Origin of the sequence: Winogradskyella sp. R77965 (assembly GCF_044594915.1) — a bacterium.
GTDB lineage: Bacteria > Bacteroidota > Bacteroidia > Flavobacteriales > Flavobacteriaceae > Winogradskyella.
Map to the genome: position 1 here is coordinate 3,245,796 of NZ_CP138990.1, position 15,247 is coordinate 3,261,042.

At 32.5% G+C, this 15,247-nt stretch carries 15 protein-coding genes; 12 read left to right on the forward strand and 3 right to left on the reverse strand.

The features are described from left to right. Complete coding sequence (gene ubiE / locus SJY34_RS14470) at positions 1–732, reverse strand: bifunctional demethylmenaquinone methyltransferase/2-methoxy-6-polyprenyl-1,4-benzoquinol methylase UbiE (RefSeq protein ID WP_400076835.1); 732 nt, start codon at positions 730–732, stop codon at positions 1–3. 338 nt (positions 733–1,070) lie between these two features. On the opposite strand from ubiE, the gene trkA reads away from it, so the two are divergent. From trkA to SJY34_RS14500, 6 genes are all read left to right on the forward strand, one after another. Then, positions 1,071–2,420, forward strand: coding sequence for a Trk system potassium transporter TrkA (trkA, locus tag SJY34_RS14475; protein ID WP_400076837.1), 1,350 nt, complete (start codon positions 1,071–1,073; stop codon positions 2,418–2,420). A 12-nt stretch (positions 2,421–2,432) separates the two neighbouring features. After that, positions 2,433–3,926, forward strand: a complete 1,494-nt coding sequence (locus SJY34_RS14480; protein ID WP_400076839.1) for a TrkH family potassium uptake protein — start codon at positions 2,433–2,435, stop codon at positions 3,924–3,926. Positions 3,927–3,983: 57 nt separating this feature from the next. Further along, positions 3,984–4,553, forward strand: coding sequence for a hypothetical protein (locus SJY34_RS14485; protein WP_400076841.1), 570 nt, complete (start codon positions 3,984–3,986; stop codon positions 4,551–4,553). A 2-nt stretch (positions 4,554–4,555) separates the two neighbouring features. After that, positions 4,556–5,968 (forward strand): DUF5723 family protein, encoded by a 1,413-nt coding sequence (locus SJY34_RS14490; RefSeq protein ID WP_400076843.1) that lies wholly within the window; start codon positions 4,556–4,558, stop codon positions 5,966–5,968. A 169-nt stretch (positions 5,969–6,137) separates the two neighbouring features. Further along, positions 6,138–6,386: a hypothetical protein gene (locus SJY34_RS14495; RefSeq protein ID WP_400076845.1), complete on the forward strand. Its 249-nt coding sequence runs from the start codon at positions 6,138–6,140 to the stop codon at positions 6,384–6,386. A gap of 133 nt (positions 6,387–6,519) precedes the next feature. Beyond that, entirely contained in the window at positions 6,520–6,780 is a 261-nt protein-coding gene (locus tag SJY34_RS14500; RefSeq protein ID WP_400076847.1) for a hypothetical protein, read from the forward strand. A gap of 67 nt (positions 6,781–6,847) precedes the next feature. On the opposite strand, the gene SJY34_RS14505 is transcribed toward SJY34_RS14500, so the two are convergent. Further along, entirely contained in the window at positions 6,848–8,032 is a 1,185-nt protein-coding gene (locus tag SJY34_RS14505; RefSeq protein ID WP_400076849.1) for a pyridoxal phosphate-dependent aminotransferase, read from the reverse strand. Positions 8,033–8,064: 32 nt separating this feature from the next. After that, complete coding sequence (locus SJY34_RS14510) at positions 8,065–9,159, reverse strand: fatty acid desaturase family protein (RefSeq protein ID WP_400076851.1); 1,095 nt, start codon at positions 9,157–9,159, stop codon at positions 8,065–8,067. 145 nt (positions 9,160–9,304) lie between these two features. On the opposite strand from SJY34_RS14510, the gene rsmG reads away from it, so the two are divergent. From rsmG to SJY34_RS14540, 6 genes are all read left to right on the forward strand, one after another. Then, a complete protein-coding gene (gene rsmG, locus SJY34_RS14515) occupies positions 9,305–9,931 on the forward strand; it encodes a 16S rRNA (guanine(527)-N(7))-methyltransferase RsmG (RefSeq protein WP_400076853.1) in 627 nt (208 codons plus the stop codon). Positions 9,932–10,016: 85 nt separating this feature from the next. Continuing rightward, a complete protein-coding gene (locus tag SJY34_RS14520) occupies positions 10,017–10,226 on the forward strand; it encodes a hypothetical protein (RefSeq protein WP_400076855.1) in 210 nt (69 codons plus the stop codon). 1 nt (position 10,227) lies between these two features. Next, on the forward strand, positions 10,228–11,004 hold the full coding sequence (locus SJY34_RS14525; RefSeq protein ID WP_400076857.1) for a hypothetical protein: 777 nt from the start codon (positions 10,228–10,230) through the stop codon (positions 11,002–11,004). A 22-nt stretch (positions 11,005–11,026) separates the two neighbouring features. Beyond that, entirely contained in the window at positions 11,027–11,587 is a 561-nt protein-coding gene (locus SJY34_RS14530; protein WP_400076858.1) for a hypothetical protein, read from the forward strand. 18 nt (positions 11,588–11,605) lie between these two features. Continuing rightward, the gene (locus tag SJY34_RS14535) at positions 11,606–12,595 is read left to right on the forward strand and encodes an SPFH domain-containing protein (protein ID WP_400076860.1); all 990 of its coding nucleotides are present in this window, start codon (positions 11,606–11,608) and stop codon (positions 12,593–12,595) included. A 56-nt stretch (positions 12,596–12,651) separates the two neighbouring features. Next, positions 12,652–15,219: a toxin-antitoxin system YwqK family antitoxin gene (locus SJY34_RS14540; protein WP_400076862.1), complete on the forward strand. Its 2,568-nt coding sequence runs from the start codon at positions 12,652–12,654 to the stop codon at positions 15,217–15,219. The last annotated feature ends 28 nt before the right edge of the window (positions 15,220–15,247 follow it).

Below are 15,247 nucleotides of genomic sequence, written 5' to 3' on the forward strand. Positions count from 1 at the left end.
TTATGCTTTAGATGCTGTATAAATTGTTGCCACACCCATGGTTTGTGGTTTGTCTTCGACATTAATAAACCCGATTTTTCTTAAAATATTGTTTAAAGCTTCACCATATGGGAAAACAGAAGCCGATTCACTCAGATAACTATAAGCAATTTTATCTTTTGAAAACAGTTTCCCAATAATTGGTAGAATTAGTTTTGTGTGAATTTTATATCCTGCCTTATAAATAGGATTGGTAGGTACAGATGTTTCTAAAATTACAAAAACACCATTGGGTTTCAATACTCTTAATATTTCAGCTAACCCTTTCTCTAAATTTTCAAAATTACGAACTCCAAATGCAACAGTAATGGCATCAAAGGTGTTGTCTTTAAAAGGTAAATCTTCAGAATCACCAATTACCATAGAGATAATACCATCTAATTTTTTAGTTCTTATTTTCTGTCTTCCTACTTCTAGCATGCCATCACTGATATCTAAACCGATAATCTCTTTGGCTTTGGTAGTAGTGAGGTTAATGGCTAAATCACCAGTTCCTGTAGCTATATCTAAAATATTTTCTGGCCGTTTTTCAGTAACTATTTTAACAACTTTTTTTCTCCACTTTACATCAATACCAAAAGAAATGACGCGATTTAAGCCATCATATTCTTTAGAAATGGTGTCAAACATTTTGGTAACCTGAATCTTTTTAGATTGGTCACTGTCTTTGTAGGGATTTACTTTTTCAGCCATTAAAAATTTTTGGCAAATATACGGATTAGTTATAAGTCCTTGAAGTTGTAGGTATTTAAAGTTAATGCGAAGAGAATAATGATTCAGTATAGAAAAATTGCTAAATATTAACATGAAGTGAGTAAATGATACTTTATGCAATAGAGAAACCCGCTAACTTGTAACTTCTTAGTATATTTGCATGTTTATTTCAATAATTAGCGATGAAAAAAATATCAAAAAAATTAGATTTTTTTGCGAAAGCTCGCCTCTAAAATTTTTGATACGGGAGCGCAGCGGTTACAGGTGTTCTTAATTTTATTAAAAATTTATTAGAATAAATATTAAAATTTAAACGTGTGAAAATAATTATCGCAGGTGCTGGAGAGGTTGGGTTTCATTTAGCAAAACTATTGTCCTACGAGTCGCAAGAGATAACTCTTATTGATACTAAAAAGGATAGTTTAGTTTATGCTGGTGAGCATTTAGATATAAAAACTATAAAAGGAGATGCCACGTCTATTTCCATTTTAAGAGAAGCACGTATAGATACTGCAGCACTTTTTATCGCTGTTACATCTTCAGAAACTACTAATATTACAGCTGGTGTAATTGCTAAACAACTGGGAGCGCAGCGTACTATAGCTCGTATTTCTAATACCGAATTTATTGATGAAAAAGAAACCATTGGGTTTTCTAGATTTGGGATTGACGAATTAATTTCTCCTGAATCTTTAGCTGCTTCAGAAATAGAATTATTATTAAATCAGTACGGGTTTAATGATACCTATGAGTTTGAAGAAGGGGCTTTAACAATGCTTGGCTTGCGGTTGTCTAGAACGGCAACTTTTGTTGGTAAAACGGTTAAGGAGGCCGCAGAGATATATTCAGAGTTGCATTTTATTCCAATTGCAATTCAACGCTATGCAACACAATATACTATAATACCTAGAGGTGACACGCAGTTTAAGGAAGGTGATAAAGTCGTTTTTATGACTTCAAAAGGTGGTGATGACGAATTATTTGAATTGTCTGGTAAGGTAAAGTCTGAAATTAAGAATGTGATGATTCTTGGCGGAAGTAAAATTGGGTACAAAACAGCCAGAGATTTATGCGAAAGTAAGTTTAACGTTAAATTGGTTGAAAGTAGAAAACCGGTTGCAGAAGACCTAGCGGATCGCCTACCTAATGCTTTAGTGATATGTGGTGATGGAAGAAATGTTGAAATATTAGATGAAGAAAATATTTCAGACATGGATGCATTTATTGCAGTAACTGGTAATTCTGAAACCAATATTATGTCTTGTCTTTTAGCGAAATCTAAAGGTGTAAAGAAAACTATAGCATTAGTTGAGAATATGGATTATTACCAGTTATCTCAATCGATTGGTATCGATACATTGATAAATAAAAAACTATTGGCCGCCAACAACATATTTAGATACATTAGAAAAGGCGAGGTCGTTGCTATGACCAAACTTACCAATATGAATGCAGAACTTTTAGAGTTTGTAGTTAAGCCAAATTCTAAAATCACCAATAAAGTGGTAAAGGATTTAAGTTTTCCGAAATCAGCGATTTTTGGTGGAGTTATAAGAAATGGAAAAGGTATGATTCCTCTAGGAAGCTTTAAAATTGAAGCAGGAGATCGTGTTGTAGTCTGTTGTTTACCTCGTTCTATTTCTGAAGTTGAAGCATTTTTCGCATAGTTTATAAATTAGATGAAGCTTAATTATAAAATTATATTCCATTTTTTCGGATTACTACTATTGTTCAATGGTGGCTTTATGATGTTAGCTACATTGATTAGCCTTATATATAAAGATGGTGTCACCTTTCAGTTATTTTTAGCTGGTTTAGCAACCTTGCTTTTAGGTGGTGTTGCAATGTTTGCAACTAAAAATCATCGAAAAGAAATGAATAAACGCGAAGGTTATGTTGTTGTAGCCTTTGGTTGGATTGTAATGTCTCTTACCGGAACCTTGCCCTATTTGGCGACAGAAGCCATCCCTTCGTTTACAAATGCATTTTTTGAAACCATGTCTGGTTATACTACTACAGGTGCTAGTATTTTGAACGATATCGAAATAATACCAGAAGGTGTTTTATTTTGGAGGAGTACAACACATTGGATTGGTGGTATGGGTATTATTGTCTTAGCTATTGCCATTTTGCCTTTACTAGGAGTAGGAGGTATGCAGTTGTTTGCTGCTGAAGCACCAGGTCCGGGAGGAGATAAATTACATCCTAGAATAACAGATACTGCAAAGCGTCTGTGGCTAATTTATGTTGGTTATACTATTGCTGAAACTATTTTACTTCAGATAGCAGGAATGTCATTTTTTGATGCTATCAATCATGCGCTAAGTACGCTGTCAACTGGTGGTTTTTCTACAAAAAATGCCAGTATTGCCCATTGGAATGATAATCCTGCGATACAATACATTATCATATTTTTTATGTTTTTAGCAGGAACAAATTTTGTATTGAGTTATTATCTATTTAAGGGTAATGTAGTTAAAGTAATCAAAGACGATGAGTTTAAACTTTACTTTAGATTCATTACCGCATTTACCATAGTTGCTGCGCTTTTAATATATTTTAGAGCGGATGTATCTCAATCTTCAGTTACGCATCCTATGGTTTTTGGCGAGGGTGAAAGTGCCGTACGACATGGTTTATTTCAGGTATTAGCTATAGTTACTACCACTGGTTTTGTGACAGCAGATTATACCATGTGGACGCCGTTTTTAACGGTTTTCTTTTTCGGACTGATGTTTTTAGGAGGTTCTGCAGGTAGCACATCTGGTGGTGTAAAGGTAGTACGTCATTTAATTTTGATTAAAAATGGCTTTTTAGAATTTAAGCGTGCTTTACATCCTAATGCTATTTTGCCAGTACGTTATAACAAAAAATCCATTTCAGGAGATATAGTGTTTAACATACTAGGTTTCTTCATATTATATATGTTGTCCTTTATTATTGGTGCCTTGGTTTTCTCTATGCTGCAAATAGATTTTACTTCTGCTATTGGACTGTCAGCATCAAGTTTAGGTAACGTTGGACCAGCCTTAGGAGAATTTGGACCAGTTAATAATTATTCTGCATTGCCACCTTTAGGAAAGTGGTGGGCGTCCTTTTTAATGCTTATTGGACGATTAGAATTGTTTACAGTTCTTATACTTTTGACGCCTTTCTTTTGGAGAAATAGGTAATTCGCAATATGTTTTTAGCATAATGCGTTACTTTAGTAAGAAATTAAGTTTTAGAGTATGTTAAAAATTAATGTCAAAACGGTATTTTATATTATCATTTTATCAACTTCATTAATCTCATGTGTTAAAGATGTAGATTTTGATCAAGCAGATAATCTTTCATTAAGTCCAGTATTGGAGGCAAGCTTAGTCTATACAGAAGTGGAAGCCTCTCAATTTTCAATAAATGATGTAGAACTAGAAATAGTAAGGGATTCTATTGCCAACATTGAAATATTTAAAGATCAATTTGTTAAAGATAATTTAGTAAAAGCAGAATTCATTTTTAAAACTACTAATACCATTCTTAGAACATTTAATCTGCAAGTAGATTTTTTAAATAATACAGATGAGTTACAGCATACCCTTTCATTTGATGCCTTAAGTTCTTCTTCTGGCAATGAGGTAGTCACAGAATATATTGAAATTTTTGAAGACGATAGTTTAGATGATCTCAAATTAGTCACTAAAATGGTAATTACATTAAGATTGTATCCTAGTTCTGATGATTCAATTTTAAATGAAAACTCTTCAGGAAAAATTTCTTTAAAGTCTAAAGGTGTATTTTATTTTAATATAGATGTTTAGCCATGAAATGCAAAAGGCTAACATTTTTATTAATAATAACCGCATTTTGTGTTATAAATGCACAGAACAAACAACTTTTATTTGGATTTAAGGATATTCCTCAATCTGTACTAATTAATCCAGGTACAACCATAGAGAATAATTGGTTTGTTGGGTTTCCTTTATTGTCAAATTTTCATCTCAGTGCAGGTAGCTCAGGGGCAACTGTATATGATTTATTTGCAGATGATGGTCGAGATTTTAATATGAAGCTTCAAAATGTTATTTTTAATTTAGAAGCAAATGATTTTTTTACAGTGAACCAGCAACAAGATGTTTTTTTAGCTGGTTTTGATGTTGGTAATGGCGTAGAAAAAGAAAACTACTTGTCTTTTGGAATGTATATTGAAACAGATGCTATTTTGTATTATCCGGAAGATTATGCCGTTTTAGCCTATGAGGGCAATGCGAATAATTTTGGTAGAGTTTTCGATGTCAGTGATTTTAATGTGAGTGGAGAGGTACTTTCAGTGTTTCACCTCGGTTTCACTAAAAAGATGAATGATGGATTAACATTAGGTGCAAGAGGGAAAATTTATTCCAGTGTGTTTAATGTAAATTCTACCAAAAACAAAGGTTCATTTATAACTCAGCAAGGACAAAATAATTTCTTAACGCATAATTTTGATTTAGATGTTCTTTTACAAACATCTGGTGTAGTTGGTTTTGGTCAGGGTGAAGTTTCTGATGATATCAGGGGGATAAGAAAAAGAATATTACTAGGTGGTAACTTAGGATTGGGTTTAGATTTAGGGTTGACTTATCAAGCAACAGAACAATTCACTTTTGAGGCGAGCTTACTTGATTTTGGGTTTATAAGACATACAAAAGATATAGAAAACTATACCTTAGAAGGAAATTACACATTTGAAGGTATTAATCCTATCTTTCCAGAAGTAGGCACTGGGCAAAGTGCTGAGGACTATTGGAATTCTATTGCCGATAATTTTGAAGATGTATTTCAAATTGAGAAAACAACGGAGAAATATACAACTTGGAGACCTCTAAAATTGAATACAGCATTACGCTATGCTTTTGGGGAAAAAGTTAATAAGGATTGTGATTGTTTAGATAAAGAAAGTGGCTATATAAATGAAATAGGCACACAATTATATGCCATAAATAGATCTAGACAACCACAATTGGCGCTAACATTATATTACTACAGAAGGCTATTTGAAGGTTTTAGTCTGAAAGCAACTTATACAGCGGATTCATTCTCTTATTCCAATGTTGGTTTAGGCATTTCAAGTTATATAGGACCTGTTAATATATACTTTTTAGCTGATAATTTATTAGAATATCAAAATTTAGCAAAAGCGCAAAGCGCCTCTCTGCAATTTGGGCTTAATTTAGTATTCGGAAGAGGACAATAAGTGATAATTTTCAACTTTTTTTAATTTTTTTTTAAATATAGCTAGCCTATATTTCTACTGGTATTTTTTTGAATTCACATGGTCAATCTCTCGCTATAGTTGCAATACAAGCTGTAACATTTTTAATTGTTGTGCGTCTTACTTGTATAACCAATTAAAAATATCAATCATGGAATTAGTATTAAAACAAGAATTAGAATTTACACCAGAACCCATTGAGGTATCTCATTTTACAACCAACGGATTATTAAATTCTAATTACAAATCAGTTGTAAAGCAAAACTTCAGTAAGTCTACTACGAAATCAGTATTTGGAATTAGACAACGGCTAAAATCTTCACAATTCAATATGGTAAACCATACTGCTGTAATCTTAAAACTATCAGTTTTTGCCATAGCGTTAGTCGCTTTATTCTAAATAGAATAGACTATTTTTTTTGATCTTCTAACTGACACTTTTTATTAAGTGTCTTTTACAATTTAATGACATGTTTCATTATATGTCGATGCAGTTACTATTGCCATTACTTAACTTTTAAAACTTAGAATTTATGTCACTAGGAGAATCAATGATAAGTACAATGAAAAGTAATAAAAGCATTATGCTTGATAAATCTAAACGATTTAAAAAGACGCTAGGAGGTTATGGGAAAAACAAAAAACTTGAATATGATTTCCCTACTGCTACCCCAAAGCAATTAAGAGATATAAGACAAAAACTAAAAAAAGAAAATCAAATCCTTTGGGTGAAAATCATTGGGTTAACGATTGTAATAAGTATAGCTTTGGTTTGGCTATTTTTTACATCATAATAAAAAAGCTATAACGCAAAAATCACGTTATAGCTTTTCTTAAAAAAAGGCGATTGATGCAAGTACACTAGCTCAACGCTGTTTTAATACGTTTAATTGCCTCTTTAATATTTTCTTGTGATGCCGCATAAGATATTCTAATGCAATTTGGATTACCAAAAGCTTCACCAGTTACCGTTGCTACCAATGCTTCTTCTAATAGAAATAATGACATATCAGTAGCATTATTAATAGTTTTTCCTTTTATGGTTTTTCCAAAATAAGCAGATACATCTGGGAAAACGTAAAACGCTCCTTCTGGCTCATTAGACTTAAATCCATCAATTTCACCTAACAAATCTAAAATAAGTTTACGACGTACTTTAAATTCGTCTACCATATATTGCACGCTAGATGCAGGAGCTTCTAAAGCTGTAATTACAGCACGTTGTGCTATACAGTTTGCACCACTTGTTATTTGTCCTTGTATCTTATTGCAAGCTCTAGCTATCCAATCTGGTGCTCCAATATATCCAATTCTCCAACCTGTCATAGCAAAAGCTTTTGAGACGCCATTTACAGTAACCGTTCTCTCGTACATGTCTTCAAATTCAGCCATACTAAAATGACCACCTTTAAAATTGATATGCTCATAGATTTCATCAGATACAACATATATGTTTGGGTGCTTCTGCAAAACATCTGCTAATGCTCTGAGTTCTTTTTTACTGTAAACTGATCCACTTGGATTACAAGGAGAACTGTACCAAATCATCTTAGTTTTTGGGGTAATGGCAGCTTCAAGTTGCGCAGCTGTCATTTTAAAATCGTTATCAATAGAGGTCTTTACTTCAACAGGAACTCCATCATTTAATTGAACAATATCACCATAGCTTACCCAATAAGGACATGGTAAAATAACTTCATCCCCTTTATTAAGCATTACTGAAGCAATATTGTATAAAGCTTGTTTTGCACCTGTAGATACAACAATTTGAGGTAAAGTATAGCTAAGATTATTATCGCGTTTAAACTTAGTAATAATAGCTTCTTTTAGGTCTACATATCCATCAACAGGAGTGTAGCTATTGTAGTTTTGGTTTACAGCTTCTATAGCTGCTTCTTTGATAAAATCTGGTGTATCAAAGTCTGGTTCCCCTAAACTTAATCCGATTATGTCTTTTCCTTCTGCTCTTAATTCTCTGGCTTTAGCGGCCATAGCGAGCGTAGCCGATGTGGATAGATTGTTAATTCTATCTGATAGTTGGTTCATTGTAGTTAGTTATTGTTAATCTGAGAATTACATTATGCCATACTTGGCTTTTTACCTAATTCTTTTAGTTGATGATAATGTTCTGCAATAGCAGTCCAAATAGAGTTATATTCATTATAAGGTAAACTAAATTCGTGAGCAGTTTCTCTTACTATTTTTGCTATATTTTTATAATGTACATGACTTATATTTGAGAATAAATGATGTTCTACTTGTCTGTTTAAGCCACCTGTATAAAATTCAACAATCCAACTTTTAGGAGAAAAATTAGACGTTGTAAATAGTTGGTGAATTGCCCAGGTGTTTTTCATATTTCCATCTTCATCTGGTAAAGGCATATCGGTATTTGGCATGACGTGTGCTAACTGAAAAATGACACTCAAAATCATACCAGCAGTGTAATGCATAATTAAAAATCCAATTAAAACTTGCCACCACGCGTAACCCAAAGTCAAAGGTAAAACGACCCAAATGGAATAGTATATTATTTTACCAATAATTAACTTTGTCCATTGTGTCGCAGGATTAGGGAATTCACCATAGGATAATTTTCTTTTCAGGTATTGGTAAGTCTGTTTAAAATCTGTTGTAATAGCCCAATTAACCGTTAACAGTCCGTATAATAAAAAGGCATAATACTTTTGATATTGATGGATTTTTAACCATTTAGAATGTTTGGAAAACCGAATTATTCTTCCTGCATCAATATCTTCATCGTGTCCTTGAATATTAGTATAGGTGTGATGCAGTACATTGTGTTGCACTTTCCAGTTGTAATCATTACCAGCTAATATGTGTATGCTACTTCCCATAAGTTTATTTACCCATTTTTTGCTAGAAAAAGAACCATGGTTTGCATCGTGCATTACATTCATTCCAACACCAGCCATCCCAATACCAATTACCATCATAGAAATAATTTGTAACCAAGTAGGCAAATCAACCGTTAATAATAAAACTAATGGTCCAAGTAATAATGTAAACATTATTATGGCTTTTATATATAGCTTCCAATTACCTGTTTTCTTAATATTATTTTCTTTGAAATAATTGTTAACACGTTTATTTAGAGTCTTGAAGAATTTTGCGGAGTCCGTTCTAGAGAATCTTAAGGTTTGTTGTGTCATATTAATTTTTATTTTATGATATAACGTTAGGGATTTAAATACAATATGTAATGCGTCAAATATAGTTAATAATTAAAATCAAGCATATGAGAATCCGATAATTTATGCATGTTAAATTTAAGTATTTTTGGAAAAAAATAAAGTAATGGAGTTAATCCTGAAATATTTCCCAAATTTAACCGAAACTCAAATCAACCAATTTGGAGCTTTAGAAGCTTTATATAAAGATTGGAATGCTAAAATAAATGTGGTTTCTCGTAAAGATATTGACGAATTATATATGAGACATATCCTTCATTCTTTAGGAATTGCTAAAGTGATAGAGTTTACTGATAATTCTTCGATTTTAGATGTTGGTACAGGTGGCGGTTTTCCTGGCGTGCCATTGGCTATTATGTTTCCAAATTGTCAATTCCATTTGGTCGATAGCATTAATAAGAAGCTGAAGGTTATTAATGCGGTTTGCGAAGCTATTGAATTAACTAACGTAAAAACGACACATAGTAGAGTAGAAGCCATTAATGAAACATTCGACTTTATTGTAAGTAGAGCTGTAACTGCTATGCCAGAGTTTACAAAGTGGGTTAAGGGAAAGATTGCTAAAAAGCAGCAAAACGAACTAAAAAACGGTGTTTTATACCTTAAAGGTGGTGATTTAACTGAAGAGTTGAAGCAATACACTAATGTAAAAGCATTTCTACTTTCAGATTATTTTGAAGACGATTTTTTTGAAACTAAAAAGGTTATTTATCTTCCTCTAAAGCATAAGTGATAATGTAGTGATAAGAAAAACCCTGAAAACAGGGTGTTTTTAGATTTAGATATTATAGAATTTTACAATATGAAAAACAACGGTTATGTCCAATCCATTTAAAAAGATAAGTGATAATGCTGCAAAGAGTAAAAACACGATGTATAATCAGAAAATTCGTGAAGAAGCTGTAGTAAAAACAAGAGATTGTGATACCTGTGGTGCGCCTAGACCAAAAAAATCAAATTTAGTGGTGTGTAGTTATTGTAAAACTACTTTTATGGATATAGGAATTAATGTAAAGTCAGATAACTAATATGGCAACTAAAGAAATATTAATTGAAAAATGGGATAGCTTTTTATCGAAAATTGAAAATCGATTTAGAGAGTCATTAACGCATGCTAAAGATGCTTGTGTAGATCAATTAATAGAAACAGATTATGATTACGAAACTGTAATGCGATCTTGGCAAGGAATGAAAGCACAGATAAGACAGTTGTCTAAAAAAATTGATACTGTTTGGGACGAAAAAGTTGCACCAGAAATGGAAGCTGTCGGAGATTTTGCTTCAGATGAATATACAAAAGGATCGGATTTAGGAGATAAATTAGAAGAAGATTTAACTGCATTTGAGCGTGAGTTGGAAGGTGAGTTATCTCAATTATTTTATGATCATGCAATTAAAATTGCGGATAAAGTTCATAATTGTACCCAATGTAATTCAGAAATTCAAATACTAAACGATTTATTTAGAGCTCAATATATTACATGTAACTATTGTAATACGGTAAATACAATCGCTCCTGAAACTCAATTCTTAAAAGTTGGTTGGGGAATTATTGATAATATATCTAAGGTGAAAACGCAGTCTCAATTTGATGTCATGGAAAGTGCAATAGAAGCAATTAGAGTACACAGAGGACAAGCTCCAGAATCATATTGGCAGACTTATCAAAAAGCACATACTGCATATTGGGAAGCTTTTTTTAAAGAACGCATTGCCTTAAATTCTGAATTAGAAAAACGCTATGAAGATGATATGGAGCGTAAGCATAAAGAATTTGAAAATTATAAAAAAATACAAACCACATAAATTAATTTGAAAACTATAGACCATGGAAAAAATAAACGGAGTGTCATTTGAAGATTGGGGAGCTGCTTGCGGTAACATAGCACAAGGTATGGGTGAAGATGAAGTTTGTAAGATATTAGGGATTGAATTGCCAATTTGGCAACAAACAAATGAAGCTTGGGCTGGAAAATTGGGAGATTTAATGGCAGAAGATATGGCTGTTGCAACTACATATAGTGGTTATTTTACAAATCCAAAAGTAGGGAAGTTTGCAGGTGTATCTGGTGAGAACAAACTAGATAAATTACTTGAGCAAGTACCAGATTACGATGCATATCAAAAAATATTTTGGCACCAATCTCTAGCCTCAGAGCAAGGTATGGATGCTTCTGCTATTTTACAGCAGTACGGTTTTAATTTGCACGATTGGAGTAATTTAAGCATGCATTACAGTGATTGGTTTCATTCTTATGTTAAACATGGAAGCGCCGACTATGAAAAAAACTACAGAGAAACGTCTGCTATCTCAGATAAATGGCAAAACTACTGGAAAGAAAATTTTAAAGCAGATGGAGTTGATTTAGGTGGAGATATAGATTTTTAAACTTAAAAAATAAAAGTTATGGGTATTATAAATCAAATGCGTTCAGTAATTCAGTGGGAAAGCCCTAAGCAATACCAACTGTTTTATAAATTCACGGATAAGGGAGATGAGCTTAAAAATGCTTCAAAACTCATATTACAAGAAGGTCAAGGCTGTATTTTTACTTATGAAGGTAAAATAGAGGGTGTTTTTGATGAAGCGGGTATTTACGATTTAAAAACAGATAATAAACCATTTATTACTACACTTAAGAAGATTATGAATGCTTTTGTAAGTGAGCATAAAACAGGTATATGGTTCTACAGGAAAGCAGATATGCTAAATGTGCGCTGGGGAACTCGTATTCCGATAACTTATAACGATCCTGTTTACGCATTTCCAGTTCATTTGAGAGGTTATGGTAATTATTCCTTAAAAATCACAGAGCCTAAAAATTTCTTTATTAACGTTATGGCTGGCCAATCTGATTATTTTGTTGATGAGCTTCAAGAAATATTTTTGAGTCGCATTTCTCAACCAATTTCAAATTATTTAGCTAATGCCAAATTTTCTTATGCAGAAATTGATAGTCATATTGAAACAATTGCTTCAGAAGTTCAACAAAAAACAGATCAAATTTTTGAAGATTTAGGATTCAAACTTCTTGATTTTAGAATTGAAGGTACTTCATTTGATAAAACAACAACAGATCGAATTAACGAGATTAGTGATATGCAAGCAGAAGTTAAAGCTGCAAATATTGCAGGTGTTGATTTTGCTGAGTTACAGAAGTTAAAAGCTATGAGAGATATGGCGAAAAATGAAGGGGTTGCAGGTGCAAGTATGGGTATGTTTGCAGGTATGAATATGGGTAATGCTATGAATGCTAATGACTCTGTAGATAAAAGCACATCACACAGCAATGATATTAGAACAAAACTAAAAGATTTAAAAAGTCTTTTTGAAGATGACTTGATATCGGAAGAAGAATATCAATTAAAAAAACAACAACTATTGGATGAGCTTTAATTAATTTTTAAAGACTCATTAATAAAATAGACCTATTAAGATTTAAATTAAAAGAGATGTTATATCCTAAGAAAATGAGACGTTTTGTAAAAATATTATTTTTTTCGATTTCCTTTATTTCCATAAAAGCACAATCACAACAAGACACAATTTATTATAAGTTAGATTGGAAAGAGACTGTAAAAGACAGTGCCGCTTTTTTTCGACCACCAGTTAAAAAGGAAGGAGAACTATTTCGTATAGAGGATTATTATGCCTCAGGTCAGCTTCAAATGAGTGGTCTATCTAAAAGTAGAGACAAATCTGTATGGCAAGGAGAAGTAAGTTGGTACAATGAGGATGGTAAATTATATCAGCAAGGTCAATACGAGAATAATAAACTCAATGGTAAGTTTATTACATTTCTAGCCGATAAGAAACTCGTAGCTATTTATGAAAGCAATTATTTTATAAGTGGTGAGATGAATAGAGGTCAGAATGCTAACAACTATTATACAGAAATTAAAAACGATACCATAAAAGAAATTATTTATGGAGAAGACATTAATGGCATTCGGTACGAGAATTACAGAAAGGTTAAAGGAGCAAACATTTTATCTAAATACTACGACGAAAAAGGCGAGCTCATTGGAACGAAGAAAGAATTAGATAATGGTTATTTTGAAGGTGTTGAGGTGTTTTATTACTACAATCCGATGCGTGTGAGGCAAATTAGATATTATCCTTACGATCGTTTTTTAGGTGAAACGGTGTACTATCCTAATGGGCAATTAAGAACTAAATTCGATATGGAGCCTGAGTATAAAAAGACGTTTTATGCACTCAATGGTACTGAATTAGCTAGCGTGACCTACGAATTAAGTAATAACTATTTAAAACCATATGATGGCACCGAAATATTCTTCTCCTACAGTTATAAAGAAGAAGATGCAGATGACATTACTTCAATGCGCACCTATGAAAATGGAGAATTAACAAAAGAAGAAATTCATTATAACAAGGGAGCATTAAAAACAATAACCACATACAAGGAAAATGCGAAACAACTTCAAATAAGTTATAATGAAAAGGGTGAGAAAATAGCGCGCATGACTTACCAAAATTATTACCCGTTCAATGGCACAGAAATCACAGGAAATAAGGAAGCTACCTATACAGACGGAGAGCTTGTAAAAGAAATAAATTACTACCCAAAGACCAAAATAATTTTTAACGAAAAGACTCAAGAAAAGGAAATCTACTATGATAAAAAAGGTGAAGTATTGGGTGTTTTAGACATTAATTACCAGAATAAATATGCCAAGCCAATTAGTGGTAAGCGTTTTTATACAGGTTATAATACTGACATTTCTAGTATTGAATCTTATGAAGATGGTAATATGAAATCTCGCACTGCTATATATGGGAAATTGATGAGAAAAGACAGCATAGTTGAGTTCAAAAAAACTGAGTACTATGAAGATAATGGTTACAATAAAATAAGAGAGATAGTATATTACAGCAATGGCTCAATACAAAGTGATATTGAATATAAAGGTTACGATAAAATAAGCGGTAAATTCTATAATAAAAAAGAGGAGCTTATCGGAATCTATGATTACGCGAAAAAGGATGGTACTTTATACGAGTTTTTCCCAGAGTCTAATATTGTAAGCTTAATTAAGACAGAGAAAGAAGGGATCATCACCAGTTTAAAGCGATACGACTATGGGCCTTACAAACAATACGGAGATATAGATCGTATACTAAAAGAAGAAATAGACGTTACATGTTGCTCAAAATCTTATACTAGAAATGGAGACATATTTGCAGAGGCTAGTTACAAAAATGGTCAACCTTGGGAAGGTACAGTCTATGATTCTAAAACAAAAACTCTGTACACTATAAAAGATGGTAAACGAAATGGTTTGTATCAAGTTTATGATTACAGTCAAGAGAGAATTTCAGAAGAAGGTCAGTTTATAAATGATAAAAGAGAAGGCTTAGTAAAGAAATACTCTTACAATGGTAAACTAGATTCGATTGAGAAGTTTAAAAATGATATATTAAACGGCGAGGCGACTTATTATGGTGAAGATGAGAAACCAATTGCCAGCTTAGTTTATAAAGAAGGGAACCCTTTTGATGGAACAAAAATAAAAGCATCTGGTTACAACAAAAAGCCAACTGAAGAAACCTACAATAATGGGGTTTTAACTCAGCGTATATCTCACGACGAAAGTGGTAAACGTATAACACAGTTTAAAGATGGAAAGGAAGCGCAAACCATTGCTTTTCACAAAGATTCAGACAATAAGAGATTGAGCTATACTGTTCATAATTATTATATTGATGGAGAAGTAATACGATATGATAAAAGCGGTAAGGTGCAAAATAAGGCCATGTTTAAAAACAATAAGTTAGAATCTGGTGTGGTTTTTATTACCTCACGCGATACTTATGATAAACGTGTCGCTTACGTTATTTTGAAGAAAGAAAATGGTAAACTGTCCGTTACTATGGTAGATCATAACGATAAGATTGTGTTTTTTGCTGAGGAGGATTTAGAGCGTGGTTCTTCGGTTAAATATATTAACAAGTTAAATCTTTACATTGATAATTTAACACCAGAATCTTTGTTCTAGTCATAGCTTACAATGTAAATGCAATACT

Bases quoted from the DNA above. Each gene is read 5' to 3' on its own strand.
- SJY34_RS14495 (WP_400076845.1), top strand. From the start codon at position 6,138: ATGGAATTAGTATTAAAACAAGAATTAGAATTTACACCAGAACCCATT.
- SJY34_RS14505 (WP_400076849.1), bottom strand. From the start codon at position 8,032: ATGAACCAACTATCAGATAGAATTAACAATCTATCCACATCGGCTACG.
- SJY34_RS14510 (WP_400076851.1), bottom strand. From the start codon at position 9,159: ATGACACAACAAACCTTAAGATTCTCTAGAACGGACTCCGCAAAATTC.
- SJY34_RS14490 (WP_400076843.1), top strand. From the start codon at position 4,556: ATGAAATGCAAAAGGCTAACATTTTTATTAATAATAACCGCATTTTGT.
- SJY34_RS14520 (WP_400076855.1), top strand. From the start codon at position 10,017: ATGTCCAATCCATTTAAAAAGATAAGTGATAATGCTGCAAAGAGTAAA.
- SJY34_RS14540 (WP_400076862.1), top strand. From the start codon at position 12,652: ATGTTATATCCTAAGAAAATGAGACGTTTTGTAAAAATATTATTTTTT.
- SJY34_RS14525 (WP_400076857.1), top strand. From the start codon at position 10,228: ATGGCAACTAAAGAAATATTAATTGAAAAATGGGATAGCTTTTTATCG.
- SJY34_RS14500 (WP_400076847.1), top strand. From the start codon at position 6,520: ATGTCACTAGGAGAATCAATGATAAGTACAATGAAAAGTAATAAAAGC.
- SJY34_RS14535 (WP_400076860.1), top strand. From the start codon at position 11,606: ATGGGTATTATAAATCAAATGCGTTCAGTAATTCAGTGGGAAAGCCCT.
- SJY34_RS14530 (WP_400076858.1), top strand. From the start codon at position 11,027: ATGGAAAAAATAAACGGAGTGTCATTTGAAGATTGGGGAGCTGCTTGC.
- ubiE (WP_400076835.1), bottom strand. From the start codon at position 732: ATGGCTGAAAAAGTAAATCCCTACAAAGACAGTGACCAATCTAAAAAG.
- SJY34_RS14485 (WP_400076841.1), top strand. From the start codon at position 3,984: ATGTTAAAAATTAATGTCAAAACGGTATTTTATATTATCATTTTATCA.
- rsmG (WP_400076853.1), top strand. From the start codon at position 9,305: ATGGAGTTAATCCTGAAATATTTCCCAAATTTAACCGAAACTCAAATC.
- SJY34_RS14480 (WP_400076839.1), top strand. From the start codon at position 2,433: ATGAAGCTTAATTATAAAATTATATTCCATTTTTTCGGATTACTACTA.